12 protein-coding genes are annotated in these 14924 nt (G+C 72.8%); 4 read left to right on the forward strand and 8 right to left on the reverse strand.

The genetic code is table 11. From position 1 onward, the window contains the following. Nucleotides 1–80 precede the first annotated feature (80 nt). Together ACZ4TO_RS06825 and ACZ4TO_RS06830 are read right to left on the reverse strand one after the other, a co-directional pair. Entirely contained in the window at nucleotides 81–725 is a 645-nt protein-coding gene (locus tag ACZ4TO_RS06825) for a DUF1345 domain-containing protein (RefSeq protein WP_468023612.1), read from the reverse strand. 132 nt (nucleotides 726–857) lie between these two features. After that, entirely contained in the window at nucleotides 858–1343 is a 486-nt protein-coding gene (locus ACZ4TO_RS06830; RefSeq protein WP_468023613.1) for a PaaI family thioesterase, read from the reverse strand. Nucleotides 1344–1463: 120 nt separating this feature from the next. Between ACZ4TO_RS06830 and ACZ4TO_RS06835 the strand changes: the two genes are divergently transcribed. The 3 genes from ACZ4TO_RS06835 (at nucleotide 1464) to ACZ4TO_RS06845 (ending at nucleotide 4497) form a co-directional block, all read left to right on the forward strand. Continuing rightward, nucleotides 1464–1958, forward strand: coding sequence for a winged helix-turn-helix transcriptional regulator (locus ACZ4TO_RS06835; RefSeq protein WP_468023614.1), 495 nt, complete (start codon nucleotides 1464–1466; stop codon nucleotides 1956–1958). A 300-nt stretch (nucleotides 1959–2258) separates the two neighbouring features. Continuing rightward, nucleotides 2259–3626, forward strand: coding sequence for a diacylglycerol/lipid kinase family protein (locus tag ACZ4TO_RS06840; protein WP_385041152.1), 1368 nt, complete (start codon nucleotides 2259–2261; stop codon nucleotides 3624–3626). Nucleotides 3627–4056: 430 nt separating this feature from the next. Beyond that, nucleotides 4057–4497, forward strand: coding sequence for an SRPBCC family protein (locus ACZ4TO_RS06845; protein WP_468023615.1), 441 nt, complete (start codon nucleotides 4057–4059; stop codon nucleotides 4495–4497). A 45-nt stretch (nucleotides 4498–4542) separates the two neighbouring features. Here ACZ4TO_RS06845 and ACZ4TO_RS06850 read toward each other — a convergent pair whose 3' ends face one another. The 6 genes from ACZ4TO_RS06850 to ACZ4TO_RS06875 form a co-directional block, all read right to left on the reverse strand. Beyond that, nucleotides 4543–5718 (reverse strand): glycoside hydrolase family 6 protein, encoded by a 1176-nt coding sequence (locus ACZ4TO_RS06850; protein ID WP_385041138.1) that lies wholly within the window; start codon nucleotides 5716–5718, stop codon nucleotides 4543–4545. A gap of 250 nt (nucleotides 5719–5968) precedes the next feature. Then, the gene (locus ACZ4TO_RS06855) at nucleotides 5969–7123 is read right to left on the reverse strand and encodes an XdhC family protein (RefSeq protein ID WP_382788446.1); all 1155 of its coding nucleotides are present in this window, start codon (nucleotides 7121–7123) and stop codon (nucleotides 5969–5971) included. Between the two features lie 43 nt (nucleotides 7124–7166). Beyond that, complete coding sequence (locus tag ACZ4TO_RS06860; protein ID WP_382788448.1) at nucleotides 7167–8624, reverse strand: NCS2 family permease; 1458 nt, start codon at nucleotides 8622–8624, stop codon at nucleotides 7167–7169. A 234-nt stretch (nucleotides 8625–8858) separates the two neighbouring features. Beyond that, a complete protein-coding gene (locus ACZ4TO_RS06865; RefSeq protein WP_468023616.1) occupies nucleotides 8859–11246 on the reverse strand; it encodes a xanthine dehydrogenase family protein molybdopterin-binding subunit in 2388 nt (795 codons plus the stop codon). A gap of 2 nt (nucleotides 11247–11248) precedes the next feature. Further along, nucleotides 11249–11851: a (2Fe-2S)-binding protein gene (locus ACZ4TO_RS06870; RefSeq protein ID WP_468023617.1), complete on the reverse strand. Its 603-nt coding sequence runs from the start codon at nucleotides 11849–11851 to the stop codon at nucleotides 11249–11251. Then, nucleotides 11851–12741, reverse strand: a complete 891-nt coding sequence (locus tag ACZ4TO_RS06875; RefSeq protein WP_382788454.1) for an FAD binding domain-containing protein — start codon at nucleotides 12739–12741, stop codon at nucleotides 11851–11853. The genes ACZ4TO_RS06870 and ACZ4TO_RS06875 overlap by 1 nt, the downstream gene beginning before the upstream one ends. A 467-nt stretch (nucleotides 12742–13208) precedes the next feature. Between ACZ4TO_RS06875 and ACZ4TO_RS06880 the strand changes: the two genes are divergently transcribed. Beyond that, complete coding sequence (locus ACZ4TO_RS06880) at nucleotides 13209–14882, forward strand: PucR family transcriptional regulator (protein WP_382788456.1); 1674 nt, start codon at nucleotides 13209–13211, stop codon at nucleotides 14880–14882. Nucleotides 14883–14924 lie beyond the last annotated feature (42 nt).

A 14924-nucleotide genomic window follows, 5' to 3' on the forward strand; every position in this document is an offset into this window, starting at 1 on the left:
CACGGACCGGACGGTTCTTCCTCCCATCCTGCTGGGTCCCGGGGCAAACCGCACCAGAACGGACCGCTCCTCCGCCGGGGTCAGCCGCTCACGAGTCCGACGACGACGTTGATGGCCGTGGCGAGGATGCTGGTGCCGAAGACGTACGACAGGAGGCAGTGCCTCAGTACGATCGAGCGAATCTGCGCGCTGGAGACGCTGGTGTCGGACACCTGGTAGGTCATCCCGAGGTTGTAGCTGAAGTAGAAGAAGTCGCGGTACGCGGGCGGGTCGTCCGTGTTGAAGTCGATGCCGCCGTTCCCGTCGTAGTACAGGTAGGCGTAACGGGTGGCGTACATCAGGTGGAGGGCGGCCCAGGCCAGGAACACTCCGCACAGGGCGGTCACGGCCGCCGCGTCACCGTGGCCGGACCTGCCGCCGCGCAGGAGCAGCAGCGCGATGGCGCCGAGCCCGCACAGGGCGACGGCGACCACGACGAGTTCGTCGGTCAGCGGGCGCAGGTCCTCCCGGCACGCGCTGCCGCGGGTCGCCTCGGCGCTCATCGGCCACAGCACCGCCCAGCCCGCCAGGACGAAGAACAGCTCCGTCCCGGCGATTCCGGCCAGCAGACCCAGGAAGACGTCGTTCGAGAAGCCGACGGCCACGCCGACCGCGGCACCGAGGAGCAACGAGATGATCAGGCGCGGAACGGCGTCCAGGGGCAGTCTCGGCAGGCTGGTCCTCATACGCCGTCACGCTAGGGCATGTCCGCGGAGTCCCGCCTGCCCGGCGACGCCCGGCACTCCCCCGCCCCGGGGCCGCCGGCCGGCCGGCGCGAACGGGCGGGGCTGCGGCACGAACGGGCGGGGCGACGGGGGTCAGACGGGAAAGAGCAGGCAACTGCTGGTGGTGTGGGCGAGCAGCCGGCCGGAGGTGTCGAAGAGCTCCGCCTGGGCGAGCGCGGTGCGGCGGCCGCTGTTCAGGACGGTGCCGACGGCGTGGACCCTGCCGGTGTCCACGGTGACCGGGCGCAGGAACTTCACGTTCAGGTCGAGCGAGGTGTAGCCGGTGCCGTGGGGCAGCACGGACTGCACAGCGCAGCCCGCCGCCGAGTCGAGCAAGGTGGCGTAGATGCCTCCGTGGACGCTTCCGATCGGGTTGTAGTGCTCCTCCCCGGGAACCAGGGAGAAGACCACCCGGCCGTGCTCGACCTCTTCGAGCGTCATGCCGAGCGTCGCGGAGATCGGCGGCGCGGGGAGCCGTCCGGCCTGCATCTCGCGGAGGAAGTCGAGACCGCTGTACCGGGCTACGGCGGCCGCGGAGACGGCCGGGTCCTCCCAGTCGTACGTACGAGACCTGCCCATGGTTCTCCCACACTCCCCGCTCGGCGAGCTGACTCTGTTTTTCACAGTCAGCCGGTACGACCGAAGCTAGCCAGCGCGACACCTGGATGTCAATCTCACAGTCAGCCTACGATGGGGCCCATGACGTGGCTCGACACCAGCACCGAGAACTGCACGGTCCAGCGGACGCTCGACCTGGTCGGCGAGAAGTGGTCGATGCTGGTCCTGCGGGACGCGATGAACGGCGTACGGCGCTTCGACGACTTCCGGCGCCACGTCGGGCTCTCCGAGAGCGTGCTGGCGGACCGGCTGCGGAAGCTGGTCGCGGTCGGGATCCTGGACACCGTGCCGTACAGCGAGCCCGGCAGCCGCACCCGTAACGAGTACCGGCTCACCCGCAAGGGCTGGGACCTGTGGCCCGCCATGATCGCCCTCAAGCAGTGGGGTGACCGCTACACGGCGGATCCCGAGGGGCCGCCGCTGGAGGTCGTGCACGCGGAGTGCGGCGAGCAGGTGCGCGCGGCGGTCGTGTGCGGGGCCGGACACGGCACGCTGATCCCGCCGGAGGCCCGGACCCGGCTGGGCCCGTCGGCCCGGCTGCCCGAGCCGCCCGCCCGCCCGGCTTCCGGAGGGTGACCGGGGAACACCTCTAAGGCGGCCTCGTCACCGCCGCCCGGCCCACGTCCGGCGGGTGAGGCCCCCGGGCCGCCTTCGGGCCGGGAACCGATGGGGTCCTCGGCGCGAAACCGGGGCGGGACACAGGCCGCCTCGTGGTGCCGGGGCCCGGCTCGTGGCAGCGTGACCTCATGAGGGCCGGCCCGGCACGTCGGACATGGACGTCCGCCGCGCGGGCATCCGGTTTCGCGTGACCGGCGTGAGGCGGCGCCCCCTCGGACGGCGGCCGCGGTGCCGGACGGACCGACCGGTGGAGGAACGATGAGCACGCAGACGGGGCCACCGGCCCGCGAACGATGGGCGGCGAGAGCCTCGCTCGCGGCGGCGGCGCTCGCCGTGGCACTCCCGCTCGCCTTCGGGGGCGTGCGCGGCTTCCTGCTCCTGCTCGCCGCTCTGGCCGCCATGGCCGTCGCGGCCGCGGCGCTGTGGTGGGCGCTGACCCGGCGCGGCCCGGTGCGCTGGATCGCGGGCCTGCTCGCCGTCGTGCTGCCGCTCGCCGTCGTCGTGGTCCTCGCGATCACGCTCCTGTGGACCCTGCTGCTGTCCCCCGTGCTGTGGATCGTCGCCGTGTGGTGCGGCCGCTACGCCCTGCGCAGCGCCCGTGGCCGGGTCCGGGCCATGAAGGAGCACCGCACTCCGCCGCCGCGGCGGCCGGTCGTCATCATGAATCCCCGGTCGGGGGGCGGCAAGGTCGAGCGGTTCGGCCTCGTCGAGAAGGCCGAACGGCTCGGCGCCCGGGTCGTGCTCCTGGACCCGGAGCGGCACCAGGACGTCACCGTTCTGGCCCGGCAGGCGGTCGCGGAGGGGGCGGACCTGCTGGGCGTGGCGGGCGGCGACGGGACGCAGGCGCTCGTCGCGGCGGTCGCCGCCGAACACGGTCTGCCGTTCCTCGTCGTCTCGGCCGGTACCCGCAACCACTTCGCCATGGACCTCGGTCTCGACCGCGACGACCCCAGCACCTGCCTGGACGCGCTGAAGGACGGGGTCGAACTGCGGGTGGACCTCGGCTTCGCCGGAGAGCACCCGTTCGTCAACAACGCCTCGTTCGGGGCGTACGCGGCGGTCGTCCAGGATCCCGCGTACCGGGACGACAAGATCGGCACGATCCTGGAGCTCCTGCCGGACCTCCTCACCCGCCAGCGCGGGCCCGAGCTGACCGCCCACGCCGCCGGTACGACACTGGAGGCGCCGCAGGCCGTGCTGGTGAGCAACAACCCCTACCGCACGAACGACCCGGCGGGTCTGGGCCGGCGCGAGCGGCTGGACTCGGGGCTGCTCGGGGTCCTCGGCGTCAAGGTGGACAGCGCGGTCGAGGCAGCGGCCCTGCTGCTCGCCCCCGCCCCGCACGGCCTGTCGGTCTTCACCGCGCGCGAGGTGGTCGTGACCGCCGACGGCGCCGAGCTGGAGGCGGGCATCGACGGCGAGGCCATGGTCCTGCCCACCCCGGTCCGCTGCCGTGTCGAACCGGGCGCGCTGCGCGTCCGCGTCCCCAGGAAGCGCCCGGGCGTCCCCGCGGTCCAGCCCACCCTGGACTGGCGCCGGCTGATGGCCATGGCCCTGCTGGTGGGCCGCACGGCCGGCGTACACCGCCCGGGCCACGGACCGGGGCGGCAGGACGACAGCCGCTGACCGACCGGAGGCGTTGGCGGGGACCGTGGCGGGGGCACCGGAGCCGTCGACCTTGCCGGGGACGGGCGGACCGGAGCCGTCGACCTTGCCCGGGACGGGCGGACCGGAGCCGTTGACCTTGCCCGGGACGGGCGGACCGGAGCCGTTGACCTTGCCCGGGACGGGCGGACCGGAGCCGTTGACCTTGCCGGGGGCGACCCGGCCGAAGCCGTTGACGGTGCCGGATCGCCGGGCCCCTGCGACGCGGGGGCGCCGGGCCACCGGGACGCCGGGCCACAGAGGCGCCGGGCCACCAGGGGCGCCGGGCCGCCAGGGCGCGGGGGCGCCGGGCCACCGGGGTGTTCGGCTCCGGGGGCCTCGTCGGCCAACACCCCGGACGCCCGGGAGTGCACGTCCGGTCCACGGCCCTTCCGGCGCCTACGATCGTCCCGTGGTCCTCTTCGTCCTGGAACGCGTGTCCCGGCACCCGGTCGCCGAGAGCTGGCGGCGGCTGACCGACTGGCCCCGGCACGCCGACGTCGTCCCGCTGACCCGGGTCACCGTGCGCACGCCCGCGCCGACACGGCAGGGGACGGTCTTCGTCGCACGGTCGGGACTGGGGCCGCTCGCGTTCGACGACCCGATGGAGGTCGTCGCGTGGAGTCCGCCGGACGGCGAGGGTCCGGGAACGTGCCGCCTGGTCAAGCGCGGCACGTTCGTCACGGGCTGGGCCGAGTTCGAGGTGCACCCGGCGGACGGCGGCGGTTCACGGGTGGTCTGGCGCGAGGACCTGCGCGTACGCGGACTCCCCGGGTGCGCCGACCGGCCGCTGGGCGGGTCGGCGCGGTGGATGTTCGGGCGGGCGGTGGACGGGTTGCTGGACCGGGGCTGAGCCCCGGCCGCACGCCAGAGCGGCGACGACCGGGGCCCGCGTCCTTCACTTTCCGGGCAGCAGTGGCGGTTCGGCCGACTGGACCAGTTCCAGTGCCTGTTGGGGGAACCAGTCGCCCGCCTTCGGGTCGACGGTGCCGCGTTCGGGGTCCTCGGGGCCCGCGGTCCCGCGCAGGCAGAGGCCGTCCGACTCGCCGGGTGTCTTGATCCACAGGCGGGCGTCCTGGAGCGGGTCGCCGGTGCGCAGCGTGGGGCGGGCGCCTAGGCCGCGGCCGGGCGGGTTGCACCAGTCCTGCGCGTCGGTGTACTTGCCGGCCGGCGGGGTCCAGGTGCCCTGCCCGTTGCGGCTGGAGTCCGTGACGAAGTGCTTCATCCGGGACGGCGGGGTCGTCACGTGCGCGTCGATCCACGTCTGGGCGTCGGCGCGCGGCCAGTACTGGTTGGGGCACTCGGCGGCGTCGCCACCGCCGTCGGCGTAGGCCAGACAGGACGAGATGAGCTTGCCGTACCAGGAGTTGGCGTCGTCGGTCTGGTAGTTCGAGGCGTTGGTGTAGAAGCCGGAGGCCCGGGCCACCCCGCCCCGGACCAGGCGCGGCACGATGTCGTTGACGGAGTGCCAGCCCGGATGCCCGGTGTCGAGGTACACCTTCGTGCCGCGCAGCGGCTCCAGCGCGTCGACCGCGTAGTTGACCTCGGTGTAGCGCGCGGCCGTCTTCGTGCCCTGCGCGTCGTCCTGGCCGCAGTCGGAGGGCAGCAGGGCCAGGGCGTCGGGTTCGAGGGTGACGATCGCGTCGCCGCGCCCGATCCCACGGGCCACCGCGTCGATCCAGGCCTGGTACTCCGCGGTGTTCGCGGCGCCGCCCGCCGAGTAGTTGGAGCAGTCCCGGCCGGGAATGTCGTACAGCACCAGCGCCGGGATCGCGCCGTGGCGGTCCGCGTCGCGCACCACCGCGCGGACCTCCTTCTCGACCTCGGCCGGTGTCTGGTCGCCGAACCACACGGCCTGCGGGGTGTTCACCATCGCGAGGATGCCCGCCGCGTCGCGGAGCCGGCCGGCCCGGGCGAGGCCGAGGGCCTGCTGATAGGCCGCCGGGTTGGCGTCGGGGACGTACAGCGACGGTCCGCGGCCTGCGGGCTGCGCGGCCTGCGCCGGGGGCGCGGCGAAGAGGGCGGCCAGACCGACGGACAGGGCGGCGAGCCAGATGGGCGTGCGTCGTCTCATACAGGTTCACTCCGGGGTCGCAACGGTCACGAGGGACTTGCGGGAGCGCTCCCACAGGAGGTTCGCCGAGAGGCGGCCGTGCGTCAATACGGGGCACAAAAATACGGGGCACGGAAGAACCCGGCCGAAATCCGCGGAACGGCCCGTGGGGCCGGGCCCACGGCGTGAGGCAGCGTGGGCCGACCCCATGGCGCGAGGCACCGTGGGCCGGGCCCACGGCCTGAGGCGCGGCCCGGGCGGGAGCCCTTCCTCAGGCCACCGAGCCGATCCGCCGCACCGGGACCGCGGGCGCGTCGTGATGGATGGGGGTGTGCGCCCCGGTGAGGGAGACCCCGCTTCCGCCGCGCCGCTCGGCCACGATCTCCGCGGCGATCGACAGGGCGGTCTCCTCGGGGGTCCGCGCCCCGAGGTCGAGGCCGATCGGCGACCTGAGGCGGGCCAGTTCCATCTCGGTGACGCCCACCTCGCGCAGCCGTTCGTTGCGCTCCAGGTGGGTGCGGCGCGAGCCCATGGCACCGACGTACGCCACGGGGAGCCGCAGCGCGAGCCGGAGCAGCGGGACGTCGAACTTGGCGTCGTGCGTGAGGACGCACAGGACGGTCCGGGAGTCGACCTCCGTGCGCTCCAGATAGCGGTGGGGCCACTCCACGACGATCTCGTCCGCCTCGGGGAAGCGGGCCGCCGTCGCGAAGACCGGGCGGGCGTCGCAGACCGTGACGCGGTGGCCGAGGAACTTGCCCACCCGGACCAGCGCCGAGGCGAAGTCGATGGCGCCGAAGACGATCATGCGCGGGGGCGGGACCGAGGACTCCACGAGGACCGTGAGCGGCGCTCCGCAACGAGAGCCCTGCTCTCCGATCTCCACCGTGGCGGTGCGGCCGGCGTCCAGCAGGGCCGCCGCCTCGCCCGCCACCGTACGGTCGAGTCCGGGATGGGCGCCGAAGCCGCCCTCATGGGAGCCGTCGGGACGTACGAGGAGGGCGCGGCCCAGAAGGTCGGCGGGCCCGCTCACGACGCGGGCCAGCGCCGCCGTCTCCCCACCGGCCGCGGCGGCCAGGGCCGTCGCGAGCACCTCCCGTCGGGCGGTGTCCCGCGCACGGACCGGGGTGACGAGGATGTCGATGACGCCGCCGCAGGTCAGGCCGACCGCGAAGGCGTCGTCGTCGCTGTAGCCGAAGCGTTCGAGGACGGTCTCGCCGTCCTCCAGCGCCTGCGTGCACAGGTCGTAGACCGCTCCTTCCACGCAGCCGCCGGAGACCGAGCCGATCGCGGTGCCCTCGCTGTCGACGGCGAGCGCGGCGCCGGGCCGGCGGGGCGCGCTGCCGCCGACCGCCACCACGGTGGCGACGGCGAAGTCGCGGCCCTGCTCGACCCACCGGTGCAGTTCTTCGGCGATGTCCAGCATGTCTCGGTCTCCTTGACGGCGGTTGCGTGGAAGGGGCTCGGCGTCAGCGGACGCCCAGCCAGCCCTCGATCGGGTGGAGCGCGAAGTAGACGAAGAAGACCGCCGTCAGACCCCACATGAAGGCCCCGATCTCCCGGACCTTGCCCTGGGCGGTCTTGATGGCGACGTAACTGATCACACCGGCCGCCACGCCCGCGGTGATCGAATAGGTGAACGGCATGATCACGACCGTCAGGAAGACGGGGACCGCGGTGGCACGGTCGGCCCAGTCGACGTGGCGCGCGTTCGTCATCATCATGGCGCCGATGACCACCAGGGCCGCCGCCGCGATCTCGCCCGGGACGATCGCCGTGAGCGGGGTGAAGAACAGGCAGGCGGCGAAGAGGAGGCCGGTGACGACGGAGGACAGACCGGTGCGGGCGCCTTCACCGACGCCGGTGGCGGACTCGACGAAGACCGTCTGCCCGGAGGCTCCGGCCACTCCGCCGACCGCTCCGCCCGCGCCGTCGATGAACAGCGCCTTCGACAGGCCGGGCATCCGGCCGCGGTCGTCGGCCAGTCCGGCCTCGGTGCCGACACCGATGATCGTGGCCATCGCGTCGAAGAACCCGGCGAGCACCAGGGTGAAGACGATCATGCCGACCGTCATGGCTCCGACCTGGCTCCAGCCGCCGAACTCGACCTGGCCGAAGAGCGAGAAGTCGGGCATCGAGACGGCGCTGCCGTGCAGTTCGGGGGCGCCTCCGGCCCACTGTCCGGGGGCGATGACGCCGGTCACGTCGAGGAGGACGGACACGACCGTGCCGGAGACGATGCCGATGAGGATCGCGCCGGGGACCCCCCGCGCCTGGAGCGCGAAGATCAGCAGCAGGGTCGCGGCGAAGAGCAGCACCGGCCAGCCGGCGAGTTCACCGGTGGGGCCGAGGGTGAGGGGGGTGGCCTTGCCCTGGTGCACGAAACCGGCCTTGACCAGGCCGATCAGCGCGATGAACAGGCCGATGCCCATGGTGATGGCGTGCTTGAGCGCCAGCGGGATCGCGTTCATGATCATCTCGCGCAGCCCGGTGACGACCAGGAGCATGATGACCACGCCGTACATCACGCACATGCCCATGGCCTGCGGCCAGGTCATCTGCGGGACGACCTGCGAGGAGAGCACTCCGGACACCGAGAGCCCGGCGGCGAGGGCGAGCGGCACCTTGCCGACGAAGCCCATGAGAAGGGTGGTGAAGGCCGCCGCGAACGCGGTCGCGGTGATCAGGGCCTTCTGCCCGAGCACGTCCCCCGCCACGTCCTTGCCGGACAGGATGAGGGGGTTGAGCAGCAGGATGTACGCCATCGCCATGAAGGTGGTGACGCCGCCGCGCACCTCGCGCGCGATCGAGCTCTCCCGCCGGGAGATGTGGAAGTACCGGTCGAGCCAAGACCGTCCCGCCGGGACGCGGCTGCCCGCGCCCGCGTCCTGCGCGGTGGTCTTCGGCTCCAGTGACTGCTGGGTCATGTGGGCCTGCTCCCAAGGTTCAAAGGGGCACCCGGACAGCCGTCCTGACGGCTGGTCAACCGCTGGTGCGGTTGCGGGATTTGGGAAGGTGCTTCGGCCGCACGACCCGGGGGACGGCCCGAGACGAACGTGGGAAACGAGAGGAACGAGCGGAACTCCGTTGCCGTACTTGCCTCCGGGCGGCGCGGCGGCCTGTGACGTTCCCGGTGCCGCCCGGAGGGGACTGCCCGGCGCCTACGCGGTCCCGGTGAGGTGTTCGGGGCGTACCGGCGTCCGGTCGAGCCGCAGACCCGTCGCGTTCCGGATCGCCGCGAGGACGGCCGGGGTGGACGACAGGGTCGGGGCCTCGCCGATGCCACGGAGCCCGTAGGGGGCGTGGTCGTCGGCGAGTTCGAGCACATCGACGGGGATGGTCGGTGTGTCGAGGATCGTGGGGATCAGATAGTCCGTGAAGGAGGGGTTGCGCACCTTCGCGGTCTTCGGGTCGACGATGATCTCCTCCATGACCGCGATGCCCAGGCCCTGGGTGGTGCCACCCTGGATCTGGCCGATGACGGACAGCGGGTTGAGCGCCTTGCCGACGTCCTGGGCGCAGGCCAGTTCGACGACCTTGACCAGCCCGAGTTCGGTGTCCACCTCGACGACGGCGCGGTGCGCGGCGAAGGAGTACTGGACATGGCCGTCGCCCTGCCCGGTGCGCAGGTCGAAGGGTTCGGTGGGGCGGTGCCGCCACTCGGCCTCGACCTCGACGGCCTCGTCCTCCAGCACGTCGGCGAGATCGGCGAGGACCTCGCCGCCGTCGGTGACGACCTTGCCGCCCTCCAGGAGGAGTTCGGCCGTGGCCCAGGCGGGGTGGTACGTGCCGAACTTGCGGCGGCCGATCTCCAGGACCTTCTCGCGGACCAGCTCGCAGGAGTTCTTGACGGCGCCGCCGGTCACGTACGTCTGACGGGAGGCGGACGTCGAACCGGCGCTGCCCACGCGGGTGTCGGCCGGCTGGATGGTCACCTGGGCGACGCCCAGCTCGGTGCGGGCGATCTGCGCGTGGACGGTGACGCCGCCCTGGCCGACCTCCGCCATGGCGGTGTGCACGGTGGCGACCGGCACGCCGCCGACGACCTCCATGCGGACGCGGGCGGTCGAGTAGTCGTCGAAGCCCTCGGAGAAGCCGACGTTCTTGATGCCGACGGCGTAGCCGATCCCGCGGACGACGCTCTCGCCGTGCGTGGTGTTGGACAGGCCGCCGGGCAACTGCCGTACGTCCGCGTCCTCACCCGCGGACAGCCACTGCCGCTCGGGCGGCAGGGGCATCGCCTTGACGCGGCGCAGGAGTTCGGCGACCGGGGCCGGGGAGTCGACGCGCTGCCCGGTCGGCAGGAGCGAGCCCTGCTCCATCGCGTTGAGCTGACGGAACGCGACCCGGTCCATGCCGAGCTCGTCGGCGAGCTTGTCCATCTGCGCCTCGTAGGCGAAGCACGCCTGGACCGCGCCGAAGCCGCGCATGGCGCCGCAGGGCGGGTTGTTGGTGTAGAGCGCGATGGCCTCGATGTCGACGTCGTCGACCACGTAAGGGCCGACGCCGAGCGAGGAGGCGTTGCCGACGACCGCCGGGGAGGCCGAGGCGTACGCGCCGCCGTCGAGGACGATCCGCGCCTTGACGTGGGTCAGCCTGCCGTCCTTGGTCGCCCCGTGCTCGTAGGTGAGCTTGGCGGGGTGGCGGTGGACGTGGCCGAAGAAGGACTCGAAGCGGTTGTAGACGATCTTGACGGGCTTGCCGGTGCGCAGGGCCAGCAGGCAGGCGTGGATCTGCATCGACAGGTCCTCGCGGCCGCCGAAGGCGCCGCCGACCCCGGAGAGCGTCATGCGGACCTTGTCCTCGGGCAGGCCGAGGACCGGGGCGATCTGGCGCAGGTCGGAGTGCAGCCACTGGGTGGCGATGTAGAGCTCGACGCCGCCGTCCTCGCAGGGCACGGCGAGGCCGGACTCGGGGCCGAGGAACGCCTGGTCCTGCATGCCGAAGGTGTACTCGCCCCGGACGACGAAGTCGGCCCCGGCCGCGGCCCGTTCGGCGTCGCCGCGGACGATCGGCTGGCGGTGCACGATGTTGGGGTGCGGGACGTGGCCGATGTGGTGGTCGGTGCGGCCCTCGTGGACGAGGACCGCGTCGGGCGCGGTCGCGGACGCCTCGTCGGTGATGACCGGCAGCTCGCGGTACTCCACCTTGATCTTGGCGGCGGCGCGGCGCGCGGTCTCCGGGTGGTCGGCGGCGACGATGGCGACGGGCTCGCCGTGGTGGCGCACCTTGCCGTGCGCGAGCACCGGGGTGTCCTGGATCTCCAGGCCGTAGTTCCTCACCTCGGTGGGCAGGTCGTCGTACGTCATGACGGCGTACACGCCGGGGGTGGCGAGGGCCTCGCCCGTGTCGATGGAGACGATCTCGGCGTGGGCGACCGTGGAGCGCAGGATCTGGCCCCAGAGCATGTCCTCGTGCCACATGTCGGAGGAGTACGCGAACTCGCCGGTGACCTTGAGGGTGCCGTCGGGGCGGAGGGTGGACTCGCCGATGCCGCCCTTGGTGCGGGAGCCCTGGGTGAGGTTCGTCGGTGTGCCGGTGGTTCCCATGATCAGACCGCCTCGGACTGCCGGGCGGCCGCGAGGCGGACCGCGTCCATGATCTTCTCGTAGCCGGTGCAGCGGCACAGGTTGCCCGAGAGCGCCTCGCGGATGTCCGCGTCGCTCGGGTTCGGGGTGCGCTCCAGCATCTCGTCCGCCGCGATCAGCAGACCCGGGGTGCAGAAGCCGCACTGGACGGCTCCGGCGTCGATGAACGCCTGCTGCACGGGCGAGAGTTCGGTGCCCTCGCCGGTCTGCGAGTCCTGCCCCTTGGCCGCCCAGCGCTGGGCCTCGTCGAGCGAAACGCCCGCGGACTCGCCCGCGTTGCACGCACCCGCCGCACAACCGGCGTGTTCCGTACGCTGCTGGGCGAAGTCGGCCAGTCCCTCGACGGTGACGACCTCGCGGCCCTCGACCTGGCCGGCCGCGACCAGACAGGAACACACGGGCACACCGTCGAGGCGGACGGTGCAGGAGCCGCACTCGCCCTGCTCGCAGGCGTTCTTGGAGCCGGGCAGGCCGAGCCGCTCGCGCAGGACGTACAGGAGGCTCTCGCCCTCCCAGACGTCGTCCGCCTCCTGCCTGCGGCCGTTGACCGTGAAGCTGACACGCATTACGCGACTCCCTCCGTACGGGCGGCGGTGCCGCGGTAGGACTCCCAGGTCCAGGTCAGGGTGCGACGGGCCATGACGCCGACCGCGTGGCGGCGGTAGCTCGCCGTGCCGCGGACGTCGTCGATCGGATTGCAGGCGGCGGAGCACAGCGCGGCGAACTGCTTGGCCACCGAGGGGGTGATGATCTTCCCGTTGTCCCAGAAGCCGCCCTCCTCCAGCGCCGCGTTCAGGAACTCCTCGGCGGTCCTCGCGCGGACCGGGGTCGGCGCGGCCGAGCCGATGCCGGTGCGGACCGTACGGGTCTCGGGGTGCAGGGCGAGGCCGAAGGCGCACACCGCGATCACCATGGCGTTGCGGGTGCCGACCTTGGAGTACTGCTGCGGTCCGTCCGCGTTCTTGACGTGGACGGCGCGGATCAGCTCGTCGGGCGCGAGCGCGTTGCGCTTCACGCCGGTGTAGAAGTCGTCGATCGGGATCATCCGCGAACCGCGCACCGACTCGGCCTCGACCTCGGCACCCGCCGCGAGGAGGGCGGGATGGGCGTCGCCGGCCGGGGAGGCGGTGCCGAGGTTGCCGCCGACGCCGCCGCGGTTGCGGATCTGCGGGGAGGCCACCGTGTGGGAGGCGAGTGCGAGCCCGGGAAGCTCACGGCGCAGGTGCTCCATGATCCGGGTGTACGGGACGGAGGCACCCAGGCGCACGCTCTTCTCGCCGGCCTCCCACTCGCTCAGCTCCCCGATGCGGTTCAGGTCGAGCAGGTACTCGGGCCTGCGGTGATCGAAGTTGATCTCGACCATCACATCGGTGCCACCCGCAATCGGCACAGCGGTGGGGTGCTCGGCCTTCGCGGCGAGCGCCTCCTCCCAACTGGCGGGGCGAAGGAAGTCCATGAGTGGCTCTCTTCATTCGTGTCGTGGGCGTTCTGATCAAGCCAGATCGGGTGCGGCGTCCTCGGCTCGTTCAAGAGGTCTCAACAGCGGAGTGGGGTCAGTAGACAGCGGACTCCGGCACCGGGGTCAGTCACCGAAACCATGAAGGAGTTCGCTGGCCAGCGCGCGCATCTTGTAGATTCGTATGAACCGAGGCCATCGGCAACCTCTTCGTTTTCCTCTGGAAACAGTCGGCACAGCCCTCTGGAAACAGTCGGCACAACCCTCTGGAAACAGTCGGCCGGTCCTCTGGAAGCAGGGACACGGCCCCGGGTGGAAACGGGGACGCGGCCCGATGGAACCCGAGGCCCCGGGACCGGTACCACCGGTGACCGGAACCCCGCGGACCGCTCCGCGGAGCCCGGGACGCCGAAGGGCCTCACACTGGTCCATCGTAGATTTCGAGACAAGGAACGGCGGCGACGAGAATGCGGCTGCGCGCACTGCTGGACACGGACGCGCTGGGCCTGCGGCTGCTCGGCGGCGAGGACGAGCTCGACCGCACCGTGCGCGGTGTGATGACCACCGACCTCAAGGACCCGAGCCGCTACCTCTCGGGCGGCGAGCTGGTCCTCACCGGCCTCGCCTGGCGGCACGACGCCGAGGACTCCGAGCCGTTCGTCCGCATCCTCGTGGGCACCGGGGTGGCGGCCCTGGCCGCGGGCGAGGCGGAGCTCGGCGACATCCCGGACGACCTGATCGTGGCCTGTGCCCGGCACCGGCTGCCGCTGTTCGCCGTGAACGAGTCGGTCGCCTTCGCCACGATCACCGAGCACGTCGTGCGCCAGGTCTCCGGCGAGCGCGCCGGTGATCTGGCCGCCGTGGTCGAGCGGCACCGGCGGATGATGACCTCCGGCCCCGCGGGCGGCGGCCCCGACGTGGTCCTCGATCTCCTCGGCACCGACCTCGACCTGCGCGCCTGGGTCCTCTCCCCCGCCGGACGGCCCATCGCGGGCTCGAAGCTGGCGGGCGGCGCGCTGCCCGCGGGCACCCGCGCCGAGCTGGCCGCGGCGCACCTCGCGGCGGTCCGCAGCGGGCGCCGGGGGCCGCACCGGGTGACCGTGGGGTCTTCGATGTACTCGCTCTTCCCGGTCCGCTCCTCCGGGCGGGCCACGGGCGCCTTCCGGGACGTCCGCGAGACGGTGCTCTCCGACTGGCTGCTCGCCGTCGAGGCGGACGCCGGGGACTGGCCCGACGAGCGGCTCGACCTGCTCCAGGGCGTCACCCAGCTCATCGCGGTGGAGCGGGACCGGCGGGACGCGGCGCGCACGGTGCGCCGACGGCTCGCGCAGGAGGTCCTGGAGCTGGTCCAGACGGGGGCCGCGCCCGCCGAGATCGCGGCCCGGCTGCGGGTCGCGGCGCCGGTGCTGCTTCCCGGTCTCGGCGCGGCCCCGCACTGGCAGGTCGTGGTGGCGCGCGTCGAGTGGGACGGCGGCGAGATCGAGGGCGGCCCGGTCGCCCAGGCGCTGCTGGAGGAGATCCTCGTCGACCCGCTGTCGCCGGGCCCCGAACTCTCCGACCGGATCGCCGTCGCCCACACGGGGGACGAGGCGGTCGCGCTCGTCCCGCTTCCGGCGGTCGCCTCCGACGAGGACGGCTCCGAGCCGGGTCTGCACGCCGACAGTCTGCTGACGGCCGTACGGGAACCGCTGTCGGCCGGTCTGGACGACGACGGCCGGCTCACCATCGGCGTCAGCGCGGCCGTCCACTCCGCCGAGGGGCTGCGCGGCGCCCTGGAGGAGGCACGGCACGCCCGCCGGGTCGCCGCGGCCCGCCCCGGACGGGTCTGCGCCGCCGGACACCAGGAGCTGGCCTCGCACGTCCTGCTGCTGCCGTTCGTGCCGGACGACGTGCGCCGCGCCTTCACCGCCCGTCTGCTGGACCCGCTGCGCGAGTACGACGGCCGGCACCGCGCGGAGCTCATCCCGACGCTGGAGGCGTTCCTGGACTGCGACGGGTCCTGGACGCGCTGTGCGGCCCGTCTGCACCTCCACGTCAACACGCTGCGCTACCGCGTCGGACGTATCGAGCAGTTGACGAGTCGTGATCTGTCGAGGCTGGAAGACAAGTTGGACTTCTTCCTGGCACTGCGGATGAGCTGACTCCGGGAGCCTCGCGCGGCCCGGCGCGGGACCTACGACTTT

This window comes from Streptomyces sp. NPDC028298 (assembly GCF_055565895.1).

Coding starts and splice junctions, on each gene's coding strand:
- ACZ4TO_RS06825 (WP_468023612.1), bottom strand. CDS start 725: ATGAGGACCAGCCTGCCGAGACTGCCCCTGGACGCCGTTCCGCGCCTG.
- ACZ4TO_RS06830 (WP_468023613.1), bottom strand. CDS start 1,343: ATGGGCAGGTCTCGTACGTACGACTGGGAGGACCCGGCCGTCTCCGCG.
- ACZ4TO_RS06835 (WP_468023614.1), top strand. CDS start 1,464: ATGACGTGGCTCGACACCAGCACCGAGAACTGCACGGTCCAGCGGACG.
- ACZ4TO_RS06840 (WP_385041152.1), top strand. CDS start 2,259: ATGAGCACGCAGACGGGGCCACCGGCCCGCGAACGATGGGCGGCGAGA.
- ACZ4TO_RS06850 (WP_385041138.1), bottom strand. CDS start 5,718: ATGAGACGACGCACGCCCATCTGGCTCGCCGCCCTGTCCGTCGGTCTG.
- ACZ4TO_RS06855 (WP_382788446.1), bottom strand. CDS start 7,123: ATGCTGGACATCGCCGAAGAACTGCACCGGTGGGTCGAGCAGGGCCGC.
- ACZ4TO_RS06860 (WP_382788448.1), bottom strand. CDS start 8,624: ATGACCCAGCAGTCACTGGAGCCGAAGACCACCGCGCAGGACGCGGGC.
- ACZ4TO_RS06865 (WP_468023616.1), bottom strand. CDS start 11,246: ATGGGAACCACCGGCACACCGACGAACCTCACCCAGGGCTCCCGCACC.
- ACZ4TO_RS06870 (WP_468023617.1), bottom strand. CDS start 11,851: ATGCGTGTCAGCTTCACGGTCAACGGCCGCAGGCAGGAGGCGGACGAC.
- ACZ4TO_RS06875 (WP_382788454.1), bottom strand. CDS start 12,741: ATGGACTTCCTTCGCCCCGCCAGTTGGGAGGAGGCGCTCGCCGCGAAG.
- ACZ4TO_RS06880 (WP_382788456.1), top strand. CDS start 13,209: ATGCGGCTGCGCGCACTGCTGGACACGGACGCGCTGGGCCTGCGGCTG.